Annotated in this window: 17 protein-coding genes; 10 read left to right on the top strand and 7 right to left on the bottom strand. The window is 33.4% G+C overall.

All coding sequences use genetic code 11. The features are described 5' to 3' along the window. The first annotated feature begins 23 nt into the window (after positions 1 to 23). Positions 24 to 3,770: an ATP-binding protein gene (locus ABID42_RS19290; protein ID WP_367285053.1), complete on the top strand. Its 3,747-nt coding sequence runs from the start codon at positions 24 to 26 to the stop codon at positions 3,768 to 3,770. Between the two features lie 13 nt (positions 3,771 to 3,783). Here ABID42_RS19290 and ABID42_RS19285 read toward each other — a convergent pair whose 3' ends face one another. Together ABID42_RS19285 and ABID42_RS19280 are read right to left on the bottom strand one after the other, a co-directional pair. Continuing rightward, complete coding sequence (locus tag ABID42_RS19285; protein ID WP_367285052.1) at positions 3,784 to 4,683, bottom strand: DUF58 domain-containing protein; 900 nt, start codon at positions 4,681 to 4,683, stop codon at positions 3,784 to 3,786. A 26-nt stretch (positions 4,684 to 4,709) separates the two neighbouring features. Then, entirely contained in the window at positions 4,710 to 5,348 is a 639-nt protein-coding gene (locus tag ABID42_RS19280) for a septal ring lytic transglycosylase RlpA family protein (RefSeq protein ID WP_323689149.1), read from the bottom strand. A gap of 329 nt (positions 5,349 to 5,677) precedes the next feature. On the opposite strand from ABID42_RS19280, the gene ABID42_RS19275 reads away from it, so the two are divergent. Then, a complete protein-coding gene (locus ABID42_RS19275) occupies positions 5,678 to 6,004 on the top strand; it encodes a DUF3276 family protein (protein ID WP_323689150.1) in 327 nt (108 codons plus the stop codon). A gap of 360 nt (positions 6,005 to 6,364) precedes the next feature. After that, positions 6,365 to 7,471, top strand: coding sequence for a redox-regulated ATPase YchF (gene ychF, locus ABID42_RS19270; protein WP_323325340.1), 1,107 nt, complete (start codon positions 6,365 to 6,367; stop codon positions 7,469 to 7,471). 54 nt (positions 7,472 to 7,525) lie between these two features. Here the strand turns inward: ychF and ABID42_RS19265 are convergent, their stop codons facing one another. The 4 genes from ABID42_RS19265 to ABID42_RS19250 form a co-directional block, all read right to left on the bottom strand. After that, entirely contained in the window at positions 7,526 to 8,824 is a 1,299-nt protein-coding gene (locus tag ABID42_RS19265) for a type IX secretion system plug protein (RefSeq protein WP_367285051.1), read from the bottom strand. Between the two features lie 189 nt (positions 8,825 to 9,013). Beyond that, complete coding sequence (locus ABID42_RS19260; RefSeq protein WP_407654179.1) at positions 9,014 to 10,906, bottom strand: ABC-F family ATP-binding cassette domain-containing protein; 1,893 nt, start codon at positions 10,904 to 10,906, stop codon at positions 9,014 to 9,016. 509 nt (positions 10,907 to 11,415) lie between these two features. Then, positions 11,416 to 12,978 carry an FMN-binding glutamate synthase family protein gene (locus ABID42_RS19255; protein WP_367285050.1) on the bottom strand — a complete coding sequence of 521 codons (1,563 nt, stop codon included), beginning with the start codon at positions 12,976 to 12,978 and terminating at the stop codon, positions 11,416 to 11,418. Between the two features lie 149 nt (positions 12,979 to 13,127). After that, positions 13,128 to 13,703 (bottom strand): DUF502 domain-containing protein, encoded by a 576-nt coding sequence (locus tag ABID42_RS19250; protein ID WP_323689155.1) that lies wholly within the window; start codon positions 13,701 to 13,703, stop codon positions 13,128 to 13,130. Positions 13,704 to 14,049: 346 nt separating this feature from the next. Between ABID42_RS19250 and ABID42_RS19245 the strand changes: the two genes are divergently transcribed. The 7 genes from ABID42_RS19245 (at position 14,050) to ABID42_RS19215 (ending at position 19,433) form a co-directional block, all read left to right on the top strand. Next, positions 14,050 to 15,120: an Ldh family oxidoreductase gene (locus tag ABID42_RS19245; protein ID WP_367285049.1), complete on the top strand. Its 1,071-nt coding sequence runs from the start codon at positions 14,050 to 14,052 to the stop codon at positions 15,118 to 15,120. A gap of 105 nt (positions 15,121 to 15,225) precedes the next feature. Further along, the gene (locus ABID42_RS19240) at positions 15,226 to 15,474 is read left to right on the top strand and encodes a hypothetical protein (protein ID WP_367285048.1); all 249 of its coding nucleotides are present in this window, start codon (positions 15,226 to 15,228) and stop codon (positions 15,472 to 15,474) included. Beyond that, positions 15,462 to 15,878 carry a PIN domain-containing protein gene (locus ABID42_RS19235; RefSeq protein WP_367285047.1) on the top strand — a complete coding sequence of 139 codons (417 nt, stop codon included), beginning with the start codon at positions 15,462 to 15,464 and terminating at the stop codon, positions 15,876 to 15,878. The genes ABID42_RS19240 and ABID42_RS19235 overlap by 13 nt, the downstream gene beginning before the upstream one ends. An 85-nt stretch (positions 15,879 to 15,963) precedes the next feature. After that, the gene (gene mltG / locus ABID42_RS19230) at positions 15,964 to 17,004 is read left to right on the top strand and encodes an endolytic transglycosylase MltG (RefSeq protein WP_323689159.1); all 1,041 of its coding nucleotides are present in this window, start codon (positions 15,964 to 15,966) and stop codon (positions 17,002 to 17,004) included. A gap of 87 nt (positions 17,005 to 17,091) precedes the next feature. Then, the gene (locus tag ABID42_RS19225) at positions 17,092 to 17,499 is read left to right on the top strand and encodes an acyl-CoA thioesterase (RefSeq protein ID WP_323689160.1); all 408 of its coding nucleotides are present in this window, start codon (positions 17,092 to 17,094) and stop codon (positions 17,497 to 17,499) included. Between the two features lie 20 nt (positions 17,500 to 17,519). Beyond that, entirely contained in the window at positions 17,520 to 18,461 is a 942-nt protein-coding gene (locus ABID42_RS19220) for a YihY/virulence factor BrkB family protein (RefSeq protein WP_367285046.1), read from the top strand. A 21-nt stretch (positions 18,462 to 18,482) separates the two neighbouring features. Then, positions 18,483 to 19,433 carry a glycosyltransferase family 2 protein gene (locus ABID42_RS19215; protein ID WP_367285045.1) on the top strand — a complete coding sequence of 317 codons (951 nt, stop codon included), beginning with the start codon at positions 18,483 to 18,485 and terminating at the stop codon, positions 19,431 to 19,433. On the opposite strand, the gene ABID42_RS19210 is transcribed toward ABID42_RS19215, so the two are convergent. Further along, complete coding sequence (locus tag ABID42_RS19210) at positions 19,430 to 20,557, bottom strand: glycosyltransferase (protein ID WP_367285044.1); 1,128 nt, start codon at positions 20,555 to 20,557, stop codon at positions 19,430 to 19,432. The genes ABID42_RS19215 and ABID42_RS19210 overlap by 4 nt on opposite strands. Positions 20,558 to 20,576: the final 19 nt, after the last annotated feature.

Below are 20,576 nucleotides of genomic sequence, written 5' to 3'. Positions count from 1 at the left end.
AGATTGCCCACAAGTAAAATGTTATGAATCATACATTTACTAAATTTCTTATCTCATTTTTCCTTAAGAGAAATATCTTTTTGAGTTTGGCTTTTTTGTGCTTTGGAATAGCAGCATTTTTATATGTTGTTATTGGCGATGGAATTAGTAAAACATTCGAAGAGAAGTATCTGTTTGATGTTCAAAACAAAGTGAGCCAAGAAATTAAGCAATCAAATTCGGATTTAGACAAAGTTTTTGGAACAATTACGAATGCAAAGAGTAATAGATTTAGTGCTTTCAGAACTACAACAGCTTATCCATATTTCGTTTTTAGAAATGGAAAATTGATATTTTGGTCTGATTACCAATTTGTACCTGATTATACTTTTATCAAAGGAAATTACAGTACCAAAGCCTTAGAATTAGAAACAGGGAAGTTTATTTTGAATCGACGTTGGGTAACAGTTGGCACTAATACTTTTGAAGTTTTTTCGATGATTAATCTTTCTTATTCAAAAGAGTATCGAGGAAATGGACAAAAAACGGTTTTCAATGAAAGTGTTTTTAAGGTTGACCCGAAAGAAATCAGCATCATTCCAGCATCAAAAGTTCAGTATAATATTTTTACTCCTTCCAAAACCTTCCTATTTTCTGTATTTTCAGACGAAACAGATAATTCCCAGCATCATATTATTCCTGATGCGGTTATCATCGTTGGCTTTTTGTGTTTACTTTTTTCAATCATATATTTATTTACTTGGATTTGGTACTTCAATAATAGTCATCAATACGGTTTGGCTTTTATGATTTTGGTGGCTTTCTTTTTGTTATTAAGAGTAGCCATGTTGTTTTGTTCAATTCCATTTATTTTCAGTGAATCAGAGCTTTTTAATCCCAAATATTTTAGCGTATCCATTTTCTCACCTTCTTTGGGCGACCTAATTATTAACTTATTAGTGCTTGTATTTATCTTGTTTTACTTGATAAATTACTTCTACAAAATGAGTGTGTATTTGTGGCTGATGAATTTAGAAAAGCCTATCAAACGCATTATTTCAGTGGTACTTCTGATTGGCAGTTTTGGAGTGAGCCAATTAATGTACAGCGTGCTGTTAGATATTTATCAAAAGTCAAATAATGAATTGAGTTTGGCATTGAATATTGATATTTGGGAAAAACCACTGGTTTTTTATTCATTGCTGATTTATGTTTTAATATCATTAGGATACTTCTTAATCTGTCATTTTCTTATCATTTTGGTGATAAAACTTAATCGACAACATACAAAATGGGTTTATCAAGCCTTGCTATTGGCTTTCGTTTTTGCGAGTTTAGTTTGCTTTGTTTTCTCCAATTTTAATATTGTCGTTTTCGGAATACACGCTGTTTATGTGTTAGTGCTGTTTTTCACCTCTTTCCCACGTTATTTATATACTTTCCGTTATCAAACTTCCATTTATTTCTTTTGTGGAGCATTAGTGTGTGCAGGTATTGGAAATTATGTAGTTAGTCAGCAAAATGTGGAAGAAGATTTTACTCAGAAAAAACAATTTGCCAAGAGTTATTTTGACGAAAATGATGAAAAAGCAGAATTTCTTTTAAGTAAAGCAAGTCTTGTAATTAGTAGAGATTCAATAGTAATGAACTTGTTGAAATCAGACTTTTTACCCAAAGAACAAGTAGAGAATTATATCAAGCATAATTTATTAGACAGCTATTTTTCTTATTATGATGTTAATGTTTTTGTATTTGATTACACAGGAAAATCCCTTGATAATACGGATGAAATAGAGAATTATGAAACTTTTGAAAAGATATTTAAACTGCCTAAGTACCAAACAAAAAATGCCAATGTATATTTTGTGAATGATTTAGAGGTTTATTCGGGTAAACAGTATTTTAATTTTATTCCACTTTTAAATAAAGAAGACTTAGTAACTGGCTATATAATTTTAGACTTAAAAAAGAAAAAAGAATTTACTGAAAGCTCAACTGACGGAGAATCACCCATTATTTCAGGAAATAAACTGAAAGCTAATACTTATAGTTTTGCGATTTATGAAAATGGGAAAATTGTAAAAACAGGAGGAGAGGGCTTCAACTACGAAAGTAAATTATCGAACGAAACTTTATTAGGAAAAGAGATTATTGAAGAAGGTGTAGAAGAAAATGGCTACAAACATGTAGGTTTTATTGGTAAAAATGGCAGAGCAATTGTGGTTTCATCAGAAACACAAAGTATTGCATCTATTTATGCCAATTTTTCTTTTCTCTTTTTAATATTAGTTTTTACTATCATCGTTGTCATTTTATTTTATGCTTCGCAATATGGATTGTCGAAGATGAATATCAATATTGCTAGTAAAATTCAAATCTATCTTAATATTGCTTTTTTACTTCCGCTGATTTTGGTAGTAAGTATTACATTTAGTATTATCGGAACCAAATTTTCAGAAAGCCAAGAAAATAGTTATTTAAACCAAACTGAAAGTATTGGCATCAATCTGATGCCAGCTGTTGATAGATATATTCAGGGGAAAATGAGTAAACAGTTTTTGTCTGATACCATCAATAGCATCGCTGTAAGTACTAAAAAGTACATCAGCGTTTTTGACACGAAAGGTCATTTATTAGCAAGTAATAAACCTTTGAGTTTTGAACAAGGCTTTATTTCTTCATACATTAATCCAATTGCTTATACGCAATTGATGGAAGAAAAAGAGAAGAAAGTGATTTTAGATGAAGCCATTGGGGACTTATCTTTTAAAACTTCTTACTTAGAATTAAAATCGAATGAAGGTAAGTTCTTGGGAATTGTTTGTATTCCCTTCTACGATTCAAAAACTTATTTTACCAAAGAAGTAAGTTCTGTCATTGGTTCTTTATTGAATACTTTTACCACTATTTTCTTAGTATTATTATGGTTTTCGTATTTGGCTTCTAATCTTTTGGTTGTTCCGTTACAGATGATTACCAATAAATTGCGGAAAATTGATTTAAGTAAACCAAGCGAACCACTTTCTTGGCGTTCGGATGATGAAATTGGTGTTTTGGTAAAAGCCTATAACGAAATGCTGGTAAAGTTGGATGAATCTAAAGTGGCTTTGACCGATGCCAATAAGCAATCTGCTTGGCAACAAATGGCAAAACAAGTAGCTCATGAGATTAAAAATCCGTTGACGCCAATGAAATTGTCTTTGCAATTATTGTTACGTAAGATTTCAAGAGGTACAGAATTGGATATGTCGCAAGTAAAGGACCAAATTGAATCTTTGACAGGGCAAATTGATAATCTTTCATACATCGCTACTTCTTTTTCAGATTTTGCTAGATTGCCAATTCCTAAAAGTGAAGTATTTGATTTTGCCTATGAAACTAGAAAAGTAGTCAATCTTTTCAAAGACGATACTCAACAACATATTCGAATGATGGTTCCTGTAAAAGCCATTAAAGTAGTTGGTGACCGCCAATTAACTGGAAATATCATTAAGAATTTGATAATGAATGCCATTCAATCCATCCCAGAAAGTAGAAATGCGGAGGTGATTATTGCCGTAGAAGTTGGGCTTGAAGCAGTGACTTTCAGTATTCAAGATAATGGCATTGGAATTCCTGAAGAAAACCAAGGGAAAATATTTATGTTAGATTATTCAACGAAAGTGCAAGGTTCAGGTGTAGGGTTGGCTTTAGCAAAATGGGTAGTTGATAATGCCAAAGGAAGTATTTGGTTTGAAACCGTTGAGAATGAAGGAACTAAGTTTTTCTTTACTTTGCCTTTAGCACTTTGAGAAGATGAAGGAATTACTTCATCTTCCCTCTTTTTACCAAATAAGCTGAAAGTATTTGCTCAAAGCCTTCAGCGATGTCTGCTTCAATAAAATCAATTTTATATTGTCCACAACGAAGTTTGAGTTCTTTATAAAACTGATGTAAGGTTTTTTGATACTCCGCTTTTACTTGTGCAGGATTCAGTTTAATACTCTCATTACTTTCTAAGTCGATAAACTCATAAGGTCGATCATCAAAATCAAAATCTGATTCTGTCTTTTTGTCTGTAACATGAAAAATCAATACTTCATGAAGATTATGCTTTAGGTGTTGTAAGGAAGAAAAAATCTTTTCAGCATTTTCAATATCATCAAACATATCGCTGAAAAGAATGACTAACGAACGTTTGTGAATATTTTCAGCAATTTGATGAATCACCGATGCCACTTCCGTTTTTTTATGTTCTTTTGGTTTTTGAAGTAAGTTTTGTAAATCCAGAAATATTTTATGAATGTGTGATGGCGTCGATTTTACCGGCGTTTGAATCTCAACTGACGATGAAAAAGTAATCAAACTAATAGCATCTTTTTGCTTTTGAAGCATATAAGCCAAAGCCGCCGCTGCCATAGTAGAGAACACAATTTTCCCATTCGTTTTTTCAGGATAATACATCGAAGACGAAGTATCAATAATTAAATGGCAACGTAAATTTGTCTCTTCTTCATAGCGTTTGGTATAAATTCTATCTGTTTTAGCAAATACTTTCCAGTCGATATGTCTAGTACTTTCGCCATTATTATATAAACGATGTTCTGCAAACTCAACTGAAAAACCATGAAATGGCGATTTATGAAGACCTGTAATAAAACCTTCTACCATTTGTTTGGCTAAGAATTCTATATTTCCATATTGGCGTATTTGAGCTAAATCCATGATTTTATAATTGTTGATTGAACTAATTATTTACTCTTTTTCGGAGGAATTATTTTTGTTTTTTGTGCCTCTTTTGCTACTTTTTTAGCTTTAATTCTTTGTTTTGAAAGTCTTCTCAAATAAGAATTTACCTTTAAACGTCGATGTTTGAGATTTGGGTATTTGCGTTTTTGCCAATTTTTTTTGAGGCGATAATAACGATGATACTTTAATTTAGTTTTTTGATAGAATTTAGGTTCAAAATGCGGAGGAGCAACCAACCTCAACGAATCATAAGGTTCAAGCATGATGTCTCCATCAAAACCAACTACTTTCAGGCGAACTTTGGTAAGACCTTTGTTCGTCATTTTTAGCCATTTTGCTGGATTTTCAGTTAAATCAATAATTCTTCCCGGTTTAAAAGGTCCTCTGTCATTGATTCTAACAATCACAAAACGCTTGTTAGCAAGATTTGTTACTTCAACCATCGTTCCGAAGGGCAAAGTCATGTGCGCAGCAGTATATTGATTTCTTTGAAGTATTTCTCCTGTTGAAGTAGGTTTTTGATAGAAATACTGAGCATAGAAAGAGGAAATTCCATAAGATTCATCTCCTAATTTTTGTGCATGGCTAACAGAACAGAAAAGGCAGAAAATTATAATAATTCCTAGAAGTGGTTTTGACATTTTGTGTGATTTAGTGGATTAAATTTAGGGGCTTTCTACACATTATCTACCAAAACTGGAATACAAAACTAGCCTTTTTCGGGAGAAATAAAAATATAAATTTTAGTGCTTATAATTTTGAAATACAGTAATTAAGCACAAAAAATAAAGTATTTTACTTTAAATGGATTCAGATAAAAGGCTTTTAAAGCTAATCTGTTATAAATCTTCAAAACTTAGTATAGAAAGGATAAACGATGAAGCAGAAATTATTTTTTATGATTAACTTTTGAAACATTCAGAAAATTTATATTTTTACCAATCCGTAAACCCTAAATTGTCATAGCACAGTGGAAGAAAGAGAAAGAGAAGAATTGTTTTCGAAACGTATCAGAGCAGGAAAGCGAACGTATTTTTTTGATGTGAAATCGACCCGCTCAAACGACTACTACATTACTATTACTGAAAGTCGCCGTTATCAAAAGGATGATGGATTTGCTTACGAAAAACATAAAATGTTCTTGTACAAAGAAGATTTTGATAAATTTGTTGAAGGGCTACAAGAAGCTGTTGATCATGTGAAGCATGAATTATTGCCAGATGTAGATTTTACGCAATTTAATCGTGAAGATGAAGATGCTGTAGGTGGTTTTGGTAGCGATTTGAAATGGGAATAAACTAATTGAAGAATTGTATAAGCCTCTGAATTTTCAGAGGCTTTTTTGTTGTTGTAGGATTAAACTTGTAACTTTGCTCACATAGAAAAGCTCAAACAGACCTTATAATCTGCAAAAAATAGTTAAAATGTAAAAATCCCCATAAGTCTTCCTTTTTGAATGAAAATTCAAATTTAGCTGCATTGTCAGATTCATTATTCCCAAATTTTCAAGAAATGAATTGATAAACTTAGAAGTAGAATCTTCGATTTCTAAAGTTTAACACACAATAATAAGCAAGAGTTATGTTATATTCTATTTGCATGTTTAGTCTTGAGGTATACTTGATATTATAAATCTTTGAAATTAATAAGTAGATAAATGGGTCTTCAATGTGGAATCGTAGGTTTGCCTAATGTTGGTAAATCTACTTTATTTAGTGCAATTTCTTCAAATAAGGCGGAAGCCGCTAATTATCCTTTCTGTACAATCGAGCCTAATGTTGGCATTGTAACAGTTCCTGACGAACGTCTTAATATTTTAGAACAATTGGTAAACCCTCAAAGAGTTTTACCAACGGTTATTGAATTTATGGATATTGCGGGTTTGGTAAAAGGTGCATCGCAAGGTGCGGGTTTGGGAAACAAATTCTTGGCAAACATTCGTGAAGTAGATGCTATCTTGCACGTTGTTCGTTGTTTTTCTGATGATAACATCGTTCACGTAGAAGGAAGAGTAAATCCTGTTTCGGATAAAGAAATTATCGATTATGAATTACAATTAAAAGATTTAGAATCTGTCGATAAAAAAATTCAAAAAGTAGAACGTGCAGCCAAAGCTGGCGATGCAAAATCTAGAGCACAATTAGCCATTCTTCAACAATATAAAGCTACTTTAGAAGCTGGTAAATCTGCAAGAACTGTTCAAGGTTTAGAGCCTGATGCTAAATTTGAAGCAATCGGTGATTTATGTTTATTGACCGATAAACCAGTAATTTATGTTGCTAACGTAGATGAAGCTTCTATTGCAAAAGGTACAAACGAGTATGTAGAGCAATTGAAAGCTGCTGTAGCTGAAGAAGGAGCAGAGGTTGTAGTAATCTGTGCTGCTTTAGAAGCACAAATTGCTGAAATGGAAGATGAAGACGACCGTCAAATGTTTTTGGAAGAGTATAATTTGACTGAATCTGGTTTAGATAAACTAATCCGTAGCTCATATTATTTATTGAACTTGATTACTTATTTCACGGCAGGTGTGAAAGAAGTGCGTGCTTGGACAATCCAAAAAGGTTGGAAAGCTCCAGCCGCTGCGGGTGTTATTCACTCAGACTTTGAACGTGGTTTTATCCGTGCGGAAGTAATTAAATTTGCTGATTACCAGCAATATAAATCTGAAAGTGCTTGTAAAGAAGCAGGTAAATTATCAGTAGAAGGAAAAGAATACGTTGTAATAGATGGTGATATTATGCACTTCCGTTTTAACGTGTAGTAACAATATTTAGTGATAGAAAAAGCCTTCCAACATTCATTGGAAGGCTTTTTTTTATTGATTCTTAATCAAAGTATAACCTACTAAAGCATCGGCTCTTGTTCCAATTGAACGATGGTATATTAAAATTTCATACACATTTTCAGTTTGTGAATGTGTGCCTTCTAATTCGGCTTCGCTGATATTTCCTTCATTATCTTTAGTCACGTACAAATAATTGTACACTCCTTGTTTTAACTGAATAAAGGCTTCATAAGCGCCACTTTCTGGTACATAGTGCATTTGGTTTACTTCGGTTAATTTCCAATCATTAAAAGCTCCGTTAATGAATACTTTTTTGTTTTCTAGGGAATCTGTTTTCAATAAAAAACTTACTCTTACATAATCCGATTCTGTATCGCCACGATTGGTTTCATAATTATCTATGACGTACATTCCGTTGAAATCATTTGTTGCTACATAAGCCAAACCATTTTGTGGTTTTTCTGGACGAACCTCTATAATACTTTCTTTTTCTGCCTGAACAATTCTAGCAATATTGACTAATTTTTGTTGCGTGCTTCTTCCATCAAACATTCTAAATTCATTACTGCCTTCTAGTTGATTTTCTCCTTCAAAAAACTGATAATCCATTTTACGATTGTAAGCGTCAATCATAAACGGTTTTAGATTTGTTAAAGTCTTGTTGTCTCTAAAATTCTGACGGATTACAATTTTCAAATCTTGCTTAGGGTCAATGATTTCGTAGCCACTATAATTTACACTGAAATTTACTTGTTGATGAGTACGTCTTTTCTGAACATTGTTCGGGAAAGTAACATTGCCAGCAACACCCACACGATTCTGGAAAACCATAAATCTACGAGTAAGCACGATGTCGTCTTCATTTCTATTTTTGTAAACCATTACTAAGTAGTTACCTGCTAATTTGGTCTTAGGAATTTCTACAGCAAAATGGGTGTATGGAATTTTAGTAGCAAATGAATTTCTATAATCGTTAATTGGAAAATCGTTGAATTCCGTCAAGTACTCAATGTCATTCAAAACAGAAGGTGTCCAATCTGCATTACAATGAAATACCTTTACTCTGAAACTCTGAAATTCAGGGGCTAGACAATCAAATTCTAGTTTTAAAATTTGATTTTCCTGTAAATTGATTACAGGTGGGTTTAAGGTTTCTTGAGGTGTTTTTGTAGCACTTAAAGAAGGATATAATTGAACAGTACGAATGTAAGGTTCATAAGTATGATTATCGTAAATAATCTTTTTAGACTCGTATTGTAGAGCTTTCTTTCTTTGCGCAAAAAAGGTAAATGGAATCAATAATAAGAATAAGATGGTTGAAATTTTCATAAAGAATAGCGAATGGATTGAGCGTCTAAGTGATAAAGCAAGATGTTTCTAATAACGAAAGGGGGATAAAATTATTCTGAAAGTAAATGAACAAAGGTTTAAAATCAAAAACGCAAATAAAGCAGTGGTTACCGTTTATTTGCGTTTTTAGAAAATTATTACTCAAAGCTTGAAGTCAATAATTAAACTTTACTGAAGTACACTTTCTGTTTCTTCAATCTCTAACATTACAGCTTCCCAAGTATCGCTTGCTTCTTCTAAAGAATTGAGAATCTTTTGGTATGCAATGTTCTCTTTTTTCAAAGTATCGGCATTGTTAAAAGTAATTGGGTCGGCAAGGGTTTTCTCTTTTTCGACTTTCTCTGCTTCTAATTTTGCGATTAAGCTTTCTGCATCAGTCAATTTCTGATTTAACTTCTTTAGGTTCTTTTGGGCTTCCTTTTTGGCAAAATCATCTAAAACGGGCTTTTTCTCTACAACTTTCTCAACAGTCTTTTTCGGAGAACCTTCTTTTGGAAGTGTTCCATCTATTCTACGTTGTTCCATCCAAGTTTCATATTCATCATAAGTGCCTGGATATACTTTAATCTCTTCGTCTTCAATATACCAAATCTTATTAGCAATTTCAGAAACGAAGAACCTATCGTGAGAAACCACTACATAAGTACCTTCGTACTGTTGTAAAGCTTGAATCAAGATGTTCACAGACATCATGTCCAAGTGGTTAGTAGGCTCATCGAGTAGCAAAAAGTTAGCCTCCGAGATTAATACTTTAGCCAAGGCTACTCTTGATTTTTCACCCCCTGAAAGTACTTTAATCTTCTTGAAAGCATCATCGCCTGAGAACAAGAAACAGCCCAAGATACTTCTTAATTCTGTTTCTAACTTCCCTGTTCCTGTCATTTTCAATTCATCCAACAGGGTATTGTTTACGTCTAAGCTTTCTAACTGATGCTGTGCATAAAATGAGTCGATAACATTATGCCCCAATTTACGTTCGCCTTCAAATTGCTCTGAACCATCAATGATTCTCAACACCGTAGATTTACCTTTACCATTGGCACCAATCAAGGCAATTTTATCTCCTCTTTCGATAACCGCATTGGTGCTAGTAAGAATCCTTTTTGGTCCATAAGCCTTTGTAATATCTTCCAAGTGCATGATAAAGCGACCTGGCTGAGTACCAAAGTTGAACTTGAAGTTTACTTTCGCATTTTCATCCAAAACGTCATCAATCAATTCTAATCTTTCTAAGGCTTTTACCCTTGATTGTACCTGACGAGCTTTAGTAGCTTTTGCTTTGAAGCGAGTAATAAACTTTTCAGTTTGCTTTATTGCTTGTTGTTGGTTCTCGTAAGCACCTTTCTGTACTTCATTTCTCAAAGCTTTTTCTTCCATATAGTAAGAATAGTTGCCAGAATAAGAAACCAACTTCGAACCCGTTACTTCAACAATTGTAGTAACGGTGTTATCTAAGAAAAATCTATCGTGAGAAACAACAATAATTGCTCCCTCATAAGTATTGATATAGTTTTCTACCCATTGAATAGACGGTAAGTCCAAGTGGTTGGTAGGCTCATCTAGCATCAATAGCGAAGGACGTTGTAAAAGCAATTTTGCTAACATTACACGCATTCTCCAACCTCCAGAAAACTTCTGTAAAGGCTGTGCTAATTCCTCGGTGCTGAATCCTAAACCTTCCAGAATTGCTTCTGCTTCAGATTGGATGGTATATCCGCCTAAAGCATCAAATTCATCTTGAAAACGAGCCAGTTTATTGACATCATCATCTTCAAAATTGGTTTCCATCTTATGTAAAACCTTATCGATTTCAGCTTGTAAGAAGTTCTGTCTTTCAAAAGCTTGCATCGCCACTGAAAGAATAGAATCGTCACTCTGATATGAAAGTAAGTCTTGATTTAAAAAACCAATAGTACAGTCGCCTGACTTAGAAATACTACCACCATCGGGTAAGTATTCACCATCTATTATACGAAGTAAAGTAGATTTACCAGTACCATTTGCCCCGATAAGACCGATTTTGTCTTTAGGCTTAATATGTAAGTTCGCCCCATCATACATTGGGCGAGAACCGAAATAAAACGAAAGATTATTGATAGATAACATACTACAAAGATAATGAAAATTGCCGAAAGAGCCGTCAATTGAGGTTATGGAAAGATGAATGAACGATATTTATCGAATTATCTCGAAAATTCACATCGTCTTTTTTAATGTTTTGTAATGTATTTTATTAATTCTGGGAGTCGTGTTGGCAATTCAAGCAGTCGGGTCGTTAATTCTAAGAGTCATGTTGGTAATTCAAGCAGTCGGGTCGTTAATTCTAAGAGTCGTGCTGGCAATTCAAGCAGTCGGGTCGTTAATTCTAAGAGTCATGTTGGCAATTCAAGCAATCGGGTCGTTAATTCTAAGAGTCATGTTGGCAATTCAAGCAGTCGGGTCGTCAATTCAAACAGTCATGCTACCAATTCACAGCTTGCAGTCGATAATTCAAACAGTCAGGTTGCCAATATAAATTTGTTTTTTTACCAATAAAAAAGGATGGCTTTAAACCATCCTTTTTACAATTATTAATTAAGCTTTGCTTTTCCACCACCTAAATAAGGGCTTTGCAATAATTTCTCTACACTTTCAAAGGGTACTTTAGTTTTATTGTATCCAAAGGTTGTTGCTAGTGATTGTGTTTTGTTATTATCGCCCATTACCATATCAACATCTTGCATTGTCATCTGACTAGGGTGTTCATAACCACAAGCATGAGTAATCTCCAGAATTTCTTTGTTCAATGTCTTTACATAATTGTAAAAACGCTCGCTTTTAAGCGCTGGGTCGATTCCACCTTGTAACCAAGGACTTGAAGTAGCCACACCCGCTGGACAACGATTGGTATGACAAACCTGTGCCTGAATACAACCGATAGACATCATTGCTTCACGGGCTACATTGATTACATCACAACCCATAGCAAATGCCATCATTGCTTTTTCAGGAAAACCTAATTTACCAGAACCAATAAATACAATTTTATCTGCCAATTCATACTTCTGGAAAATCTTATAAACCCTTGTAAAACCATAATTAAAGGGTAAAGAAACGTGATCTGCAAAAGCATGAGGTGCAGCACCCGTTCCACCTTCGCCACCATCAATTGTAATAAAGTCTGGACCTTTTCCAGTTTTCACCATATACTGTGCAAGTTCTTCCCACATCTCTAATTTCCCTACTGCCGACTTAATTCCTACAGGCAAACCCGTTTTACTAGCCATTAATTCAATGAAATTAACCATTTCAGGAATGCTAGAGAACTCTGAATGAAATGCAGGAGAAAGAGCATCTTTACCCATCGGGATATGTCTGATTTCAGAGATTTCCTTTGTGATTTTAGCAGCAGGTAACATTCCACCTTTGCCCGGTTTTGCACCTTGAGAAAGCTTTAGTTCCAATGCTCTGATGAATTGATTTTCTGAAGTCATTTTAATTAATTTCTCCATTGAAAAATTACCATCATCATCTCTTACACCAAAGTAAGCAGTACCAATATTTACTACCACATCAGCTCCATATTTATGATATGGCGAAAGTGAACCTTCGCCAGTGTTGTGATAACAGCCAAATTTTAAAGCTCCTTTATTTAACGATTCAATGGCTTTAGCAGACAAAGAGCCATAACTCATTCCTGAAATATTTACTACAGAATATGGTTTATAAGGACGCTTACGTTTATGGTATTCACCAATAGTTTTTGAACAAGGCACCGCACTTGGGTCTTTTTGATTGGGATGATTTGCCGAAACTTTATGCCCAAGCATGGCATGTTTAATAAAAATATAGCCTGCTGCATTAAAATCTTGGTCAGAACCAAAACCTTGTAAATTGTTTTCTTTCTTAGAAGAAGCATACACCCAAGCTCTTTCACCTCTGTTAAAAGGAAGTTCTTCACGGTTGTTGGCAACGATGTATTGTCTGAGTTCAGGACCAATTTTTTCGAGCATATATCGAATATGACCGACCACTGGAAAGTTATGTTGAATGGTATGGCGATTTTGAAGAATGTCACGAAGTGCCAAAACGAGTAAGGCAATTGGAATAATGAACCACCAAGAAAAATTGGAAAAAATACTTATGAGAACCATAAATGATGAGCGTAAATTAGAATGTTAGAATTTTGTAAGAAAGCAAAATTAATCAATAGCAAAGCGCATTAACTTTTAAGGAGAATTACGCTTTGCAATCATTTAACTAAATAAGAAGATTAATGTTGTATAGAAATACCCAAAAAAAATTAAGGAGCGCTTGATAAAGAAACGCCACCTGAAACAATCATTTTCATGGCATCGGAAGCAGGAATATTCAATAAAGTAACATTGGCACTTGGAACAACAAAGATTTCACCAGAGAAAGCATAAGAATGTGGGCAGTAAACTAGCACAGCATCTTGAATATCTAAAAAACCTAAATCTGTTTGTGTGATGAAACCTAATTTTTGGATGCCATTTTCTTTGTTCAAAATAAATTTTACGGGTTGGTTAAACTTCTTTTTATCGCCAACAAAAGCACCGATGAGGTCTTTTAAAGAAAAGTAAATTAAACCCACCAAAGGAAGTTTAGAAACTCCTTCTTCCAGAATTTGAATCAATGGCAAAGAAATGAACGTTGAACCTAAAAAGCCAACAATCATGATGATTGCCACCATAATGACTAAGCCAGTTCCACGGAAGTAAAAGTAAAATTCTTGGTCTAATGAATTCAGCAGGTTGAAAATGATGTAACCTGTTATGTAAACAGGGGCGAGTAAAAATAAACCTTTTACGAAATAGCCAAAAAGGCTGGCACTAATACGTTTGAATCTGAAAGACATTTTATTAAAATTTATATGCTCAATGGATGCTTGGTTAACGTTTTACTAGATAGCTGGGTTCTTTGATTGAAAAGAAACAGAGACAATATTTTTCAATTTCTCACAAAAGTAAGTATTGATTGAGATTCTACTACAGGAAAGTATTTATTTCATAAGGAATATACAAAATCTTCATTTATTAATCATCCTGAATTCAGTAAGTTTGGAGAGATTTAGGGGATAAATCTAGTGATATTTCTGCTTTTTACTCGAAAAAAGACTTTCATCGAACAATTATTCGTAATTTTGCCGACCTTGAATTAGTATAAATTCATTCAATTTTTAGAAAATAATCTCCAATTCATTTATGATTTACGAATATAGCTACCTGCAAAACTTTATTAAAAATGTATTTCTTTCGATAGGTTGCTCTGAAACAGATGCCGATTTAGCTTCGAAAGTATTAATTTCTGCTGATTTAAGAGGAGTAGATTCTCATGGAACAGCAAGACTAAGTGGCTATGTTCGTTTGTATGATAATGGAAGATTAAACCCAACACCGAACATTAAAATTATACATCAAACTCCTTCAACAGCGGTAATTGATGGCGACAAAGGCTTAGGTTTGGTTGTAGCACCTTATGCGATGAAAATTGCAATGGAAAAAGCGACTAATGTAGGTTCAGGTTGGATTTCAGTACAAAACTCAAATCATTTTGGTATTGCAGGTTATCATGCAATGATGGCTTCAGACAATGATATGATTGGTTGGGCGATGACCAACGCCGCTCCATTGGTAACACCTACTTTTTCAAAAGAAAAGCTTTTAGGAACTAATCCCATTGCGGTAGCAGTTCCAGCAAAGAATAATCCTGCTTTCGTAGCTGACTTTGCCAGTACAGCAGTAGCTTATGGGAAAATGGAGATTTTACAAAGAAAAGGTTCACCTGCACCAATTGGTTGGGTACAAGATAAAGAAGGAAATCCTACAGACGATTCAAATGCCGTAAAAAATGGCGGCGCATTATTACCACTCGGTGGCGACCGTGAACATGGTTCGCACAAAGGTTATGGATTAGGTGCTATTGTAGATATTTTTTCAGGCGTATTATCTGGTGCAAACTTTGGCCCTTGGGTTCCTCCATTTGCAACCGCAGGTTTTATGACAGCAGGTGAACAAGTAGGAAAAGGAACAGGGCATTTCTTGGGAGCAATGAGGATTGATGCTTTCCGTCCAGCAGAAGAATTTAAAGCAGATATGGATAAATGGATTGACCGTTTCCATGCAGCCGAAGCTGTAGAAGGCAAAAAAGTATTAGTGCCGGGTGATCCAGAAAGAGAAATTGAAGCAGAACGCAAAGCCAATGGCATTAATCTTTTAGAACCAGTCGTAAAAGATTTACAAGCTTTAGCAGACAGATTTGGAATAGCGTTTTAAGGATAGCGGTAAAATGTTTTATCTTTAATGGTGATTTTAGGGATTCATTAACAATAATTATTGTATTGTAACTTTATTGAAAACAACATTATTTATTTAAGAAATATGAACACAATCATCATTGAACCAAGTTCTCAGGCAGATTATCAGCTTTTTATAGATTTGGCTAAAAGGTTGAAAGCTAAATTTAGAATTAGTGCTAGTGAAATAGACATAACAGATAATGTTTCGGATGAAAAGGCTTTTTATGCGTTAGCAGGAAGCTTTGATTTACCAGAGACAAGCGATGAATTGATAAAAATAATTGAAGAATCAAGGACAAATAAAGATATTGATACTTCATGGGCAGAATAAAGTATTTATTAGACTCAAATATTTGTATTCATTTTATCAAAAATGATTTCAATATTCCTGCTAAAATTTCTTCTGTAGGGGTAGAAAATTGTTTTATCTCAGAGTTGACTATCCTTGAGTTAATGTATGGAATAGCCAATAGCACTTCCACAAAGAAAGAAGAAAATCGACTTAAATTAAAGCAGTTTACAGAAAGTTTTCAAAATAGAGTTTTACCTATTAGACCTGTATTTGAACTCTTTGCAGAACAAAAAACTAGATTAAGAAGAATAGGAACTCCCATCAGTGATTTTGATTTGTTGATTGGTTGCACAGCAATATTAGAAGATTGTGTACTTGTAAGTCGAAATGTAAAAGAGATGATGAGGATTGAAGGACTAGTCTATGAAAATTGGATAGATTAAAAAGTACTATAATTCTAAAAACAAATCATTAAAATAAAAACAATCATTTTAAAAGAACGCTTGCGTTTATTTCATTATCATCACAATGCAACAAAACAATAAATTATTACGCTACTTCTTTCTCGCATTCGCTTTATTTGCGACAATGTTTTCATATTATATTTGGCAAATCACCAAAACGCCTAATTATGAAGTAGATGAAAAAAAAGGCTTTGCCCTTTTGATTCCAAAAGGAGCAACTTTTGAAACCGTTTGGGATTCTTTGAGTAAACATAAAATTGTTAAAGACGAATTGTCATTCAAGTTTTTAGCAAAATTATTGAAGTATAAAGACAATGTTCGTGAAGGACGTTACGTCATTAAAGCAGATATGGGGAATTATGAAGTAATCAAAAAACTTCGTTCTGGAAACCAAGATGCCATTAAGCTTACTTTCAATAATATTCGTTTAAAGAAAGATTTAGTTCATAAAATCGGTAATCGTTTTGAATTTGATTCTACCGCTTTGGCAACAATGTTAGAAGACACTGCCGTTGCTAGAAAGTACGGATTTACCAAAGAAACAATTATGTGTATGTTCTTGCCAAATACTTATGAAGTATATTGGAATACAAGTCCCGATGAGTTAATGAATACCATGAAAACTTGGTATGATAAGTTTTGGACAGAAGAACGCAAGAGAAAAGCTACAGAAATTGGTTTAGACCCAATCAGAGCGCAAATCATGGCTTCGATTGTAGAGGCTGAAACGAAAAAAGCAGATGAAAAGCCAAGAGTAGCAGGTGTTTACATGAATCGCTTGAATACCAATATGCCTTTAGGAGCAGACCCAACCGTTATTTTTGCTCATCAAGATTTTTCTATTAAAAGAGTAACGAAGGCATTGTTACAAATTAATTCACCATATAATACTTATCGTGTTGTTGGTTTGCCTCCTGGCCCAATCAACTTGCCAGATTTAGCATCTATTGATGCCGTTTTAAATTATGAACACCACAAGTACTTGTATTTCTGTGCGAAAGAAGATTTCTCAGGCTATCATAATTTTGCAGAAACCTTTGCTGATCATCTTAACAATGCCCGTATTTATCAAGAAGCATTGAATAAATTGAATATTAGGAAATAGCTTTTAGCTGTGAGCTTTGAGAGCTAAGCTATTTAACTCAAAGCTCGTTGCTCACAGCTAACTCACAGCTAATAAAAAAATTAAGCAATGTATCAACACGATTATCAGTACAGAGTAAGATATGCCGATACCGACCAAATGGGTTATGTATATTATGGAAATTATGCAAGACTTTATGAAATAGGTAGGGTAGAGGCATTGAGAAGTTTGGGCTTTAGTTATAAAGCAATGGAAGATTCTGGCGTGATGATGCCCGTTTATGAAAATACTTCAAAGTTTATTGCTCCTGCTTTGTATGATGATTTGCTGACTATTCGTACTACCATTAAAAACCTTCCTGCCGCTAGGGTAGTTTTCTTTTACGAAATTCTCAATAGCAAAGGCACGTTGGTACACAAAGGTGAAACTACTTTGGTCTTTGTAAAGATGGAAAACAATAGACTTACAACGGCCCCGAAAGAATTGTTAGACCGATTGAGTACATTTTTTACTTAATCGGTCATATAAAATTGGAAATGCTAGAAAAAATAAAACATACAGAACTCTATTACCGTTTTCGCCTTTTCTTGAAGACCTATCATTTAGAAAATGCAGCAAAAACTGTATATCAAGTATTAGAAGTATTAATCAATAAAATTCTTCAGTTTGATATTGATGTTCGTGCGGCGGCTGTGGCTTATAATTTTACTTTAGCGATATTCCCTACGATAATTTTCCTTTTCTCACTCATTCCATACATTCCTGTTAATCATCTTGATTTAAAAATTATTGCGTTACTTTCAGAAGTATTGCCCAAAGGAATTTTCCACGAAGCACAAGAAACCATTATTGAAATCGTAAGTAAACCACGTGGAGGAGTACTTTCATTGGGTTTTATCTTTGCTTTATATGCTTCTACAAGTGGAATGATGGCTTTGATGAGAGCTTTTAACCTAACGTATAAAACCTCTGAACAACGTGGTTTTATTAAAGCAAGGCTGATTGCAGTGATGTTAAATTTCCTACTCACTTTTGTGTTGATTGTAGCGATAGGTTTCTTGATTGTGGGTCGATTGATTGTAGATTTCTTGTTTGATGAAGGAATCATGAATCGAGATTTTACTTTTTACGCCTTACAGTTACTTACTTATTTGGTAATATTTTTAGTGTTTTTTATTACCATTTCCATCATTTATTATTGGGCGCCAGCCATTCATAAAAAATGGAAATTTATCAATGCAGGTTCTATCACGGCTTCAATTCTTACGATTCTTCTCTCAAATTTGTTTTCTTATTACCTCTCAAATTTTGCAACGTACAATAAACTTTATGGTGCAATCGGTACTTTTATCGCCTTAATGGTTTGGCTTTATTTGGTTGCTTTAGTTTTGATTTTAGGTTTTGAAATCAATGCAAGTATTGCTGAAACTTTATACGGGTCAACCGAATCTAAAAAAGCGATTGAAACTGAAACATAATTAAACAAGTATTTCTACAATATGAAAAATCCTGAAAACCTACCTATTGTTACTGTCATAGCCCTTTGTTACAATCATTCAGCATTTCTGATAGAATCTCTTTCTTCAGTACTTCATCAAACTTATAAGGCAATTCAATTAATAGTTGTTGATGATGCGAGTGAAGATGATAGTCAACAAAAAATACTAGCTTTACTTCAAGATTTTCCAGCAGTTCAATGGTTTTTTAATGAAAAGAATATTGGAAATTGTAAATCATTCAATCAAGCACTTTTATTGGCTAAAGGGAAATATATCATTGATTTAGCGACAGATGATGTCTTAGAAAATACCAGAATAGAAAAGCAAGTAAAGTATTTTGAATCATTGAGTGATTCGTGTGGAGTAGTTTTTTCAAATGCCATTTTTATAGATGAGCAAGGAAATACTTTGAGAACTTTATATGATGATGAAAACCAAAGTATTCCTGAAGGAAATATTTATTCAAAATTAATAGAGCAATCTTTTATTCTGCCTTCTACAATGATGATAAAAAAAGAAGTATTGGATAGTTTGAATGGCTATGATGAAACATTAGCGTATGAAGATTTCGATTTTTGGATTCGTTCATCAAGAAATTGGGAATATGCTTACTTGCCAGAAATGTTGACTTTTCAAAGAAAAGTATCATCGTCACTTTCTTCCAGATTTATTCAAAAAAAGAATCAATTAGTTGTTTCAACGGTAAAAGTTTGTGCCAAAGTACAAAGTTTAAATCGTAACGAAACTGAAAATGAAGCCCTAGCTAAAAGGCTTTATTTAGTGTTAAAACAATGTGCTTTTACTGAGAATTTTGAAGCAGGTGAAGAAGTAATTAAAATGCTAAACCAGCTAAAAGGACATACTTTTAAGAGTAAATTACTTTGTATTATCATTAGATTTAGTATTCCATTGAACTTTGTTTATCTGAAATTTAATACATTTAGACTTTAATCAGCCAATACTTTCTGATAAAACGCTATTAATTTTTTAGCTTCACTTTCCCAATTATATTGTTTTTGAATGGCTTCTTTTCCTAAATTTCCCATTTCTTTCGCTTCTTTTGGGTTTTGAATAAACCAATTAATAACTTCAAAAATCTCTTGAACACTTTCAGGGTTTACTCCAAACCCAGCTTTTGTGGAATTAATTACCGATAAACAATGTTTAAAATTTGAAGTAATTACAGGCAAACCAGACGCCATATATTCAAACATTTTGGTAGGATACGAGATTTTATAATCACCAATATCTTTGAGTAAAGCGATTCCAACAAAAGCATTTTTAGCAATTTCGGCTGCTTCTTTAAAAGACGTCATCCCATATTTTAAAACATTTTCTTCTAAATCATATTCTTTTATTAATACTTCTAGTTTTCTTGGGAAATCATTACTTGAAAAATATCCAAATAAATGCAATTTGATGTTTGGATAAAGCTCTTTTAATAGATAGATTGCCTCCAAGAGTTTTTCAATACATCGATTATTTGAGATTTGTCCGATATAAAAAACTTCAGGGTTTGTAATGTTGAAATGGAAATAAATAGTTTCAAAGTCGGCTTTTCGAGGAAAATTTAAAATGACTTCGTGATTTTTTATAATGTTGGGATAACTCGTCAGATAAGTATTTTCAGCAAAAATTAGGTTGAAATGTTTTGAAGAAAGTTTGTCGAAATACGAAAACAATGATAAAAGAATGTTGTTTTTCTGCTTTGTTGGAAGTTTTTTATGAAAATCTTCGTAGATGTCAAAAACAACTTTTGTCTTGAGTAAAGAAAATAGATAGGCAATCGGGATTAACTCAATCACATGGATATGAACGACTTTGGGCTGAATTTTAAAATACCAAAATAGGATTTTTGGAAAATTAAAACAGATTCTTTTCCAAAGTTGTGGGTAATAATTGATGTGATAAAAATGAGCTTTAGATTCACTGTCTTTTAATCTAACAGCTTGAATTACATAGACTTCGTAATGTTCAACTAAAGTACTTACTTCTTTTATTACCCTTGGTGAATAATTACCAGTAGCAATATGCAGAATTTTTGTTTTTTTATTTGAAGGTTTAGTGACGAACATTTTATTATTTTAGGTACAA

Origin of the sequence: Arcicella rosea (genome assembly GCF_040543805.1) — a bacterium.
GTDB lineage: Bacteria > Bacteroidota > Bacteroidia > Cytophagales > Spirosomataceae > Arcicella > Arcicella rosea.
Note: the sequence above shows the minus strand (reverse complement) of the source record. Positions and strands in the feature narration are given on the sequence as shown.

Coding starts and splice junctions, on each gene's coding strand:
- ABID42_RS19290 (WP_367285053.1), top strand. CDS start 24: ATGAATCATACATTTACTAAATTTCTTATCTCATTTTTCCTTAAGAGA.
- ABID42_RS19285 (WP_367285052.1), bottom strand. CDS start 4,683: ATGGATTTAGCTCAAATACGCCAATATGGAAATATAGAATTCTTAGCC.
- ABID42_RS19280 (WP_323689149.1), bottom strand. CDS start 5,348: ATGTCAAAACCACTTCTAGGAATTATTATAATTTTCTGCCTTTTCTGT.
- ychF (WP_323325340.1), top strand. CDS start 6,365: ATGGGTCTTCAATGTGGAATCGTAGGTTTGCCTAATGTTGGTAAATCT.
- ABID42_RS19265 (WP_367285051.1), bottom strand. CDS start 8,824: ATGAAAATTTCAACCATCTTATTCTTATTATTGATTCCATTTACCTTT.
- ABID42_RS19260 (WP_407654179.1), bottom strand. CDS start 10,906: ATGTATGATGGGGCGAACTTACATATTAAGCCTAAAGACAAAATCGGT.
- ABID42_RS19255 (WP_367285050.1), bottom strand. CDS start 12,978: ATGGTTCTCATAAGTATTTTTTCCAATTTTTCTTGGTGGTTCATTATT.
- ABID42_RS19250 (WP_323689155.1), bottom strand. CDS start 13,703: ATGTCTTTCAGATTCAAACGTATTAGTGCCAGCCTTTTTGGCTATTTC.
- ABID42_RS19245 (WP_367285049.1), top strand. CDS start 14,050: ATGATTTACGAATATAGCTACCTGCAAAACTTTATTAAAAATGTATTT.
- ABID42_RS19240 (WP_367285048.1), top strand. CDS start 15,226: ATGAACACAATCATCATTGAACCAAGTTCTCAGGCAGATTATCAGCTT.
- ABID42_RS19235 (WP_367285047.1), top strand. CDS start 15,462: ATGGGCAGAATAAAGTATTTATTAGACTCAAATATTTGTATTCATTTT.
- mltG (WP_323689159.1), top strand. CDS start 15,964: ATGCAACAAAACAATAAATTATTACGCTACTTCTTTCTCGCATTCGCT.
- ABID42_RS19225 (WP_323689160.1), top strand. CDS start 17,092: ATGTATCAACACGATTATCAGTACAGAGTAAGATATGCCGATACCGAC.
- ABID42_RS19220 (WP_367285046.1), top strand. CDS start 17,520: ATGCTAGAAAAAATAAAACATACAGAACTCTATTACCGTTTTCGCCTT.
- ABID42_RS19215 (WP_367285045.1), top strand. CDS start 18,483: ATGAAAAATCCTGAAAACCTACCTATTGTTACTGTCATAGCCCTTTGT.
- ABID42_RS19210 (WP_367285044.1), bottom strand. CDS start 20,557: ATGTTCGTCACTAAACCTTCAAATAAAAAAACAAAAATTCTGCATATT.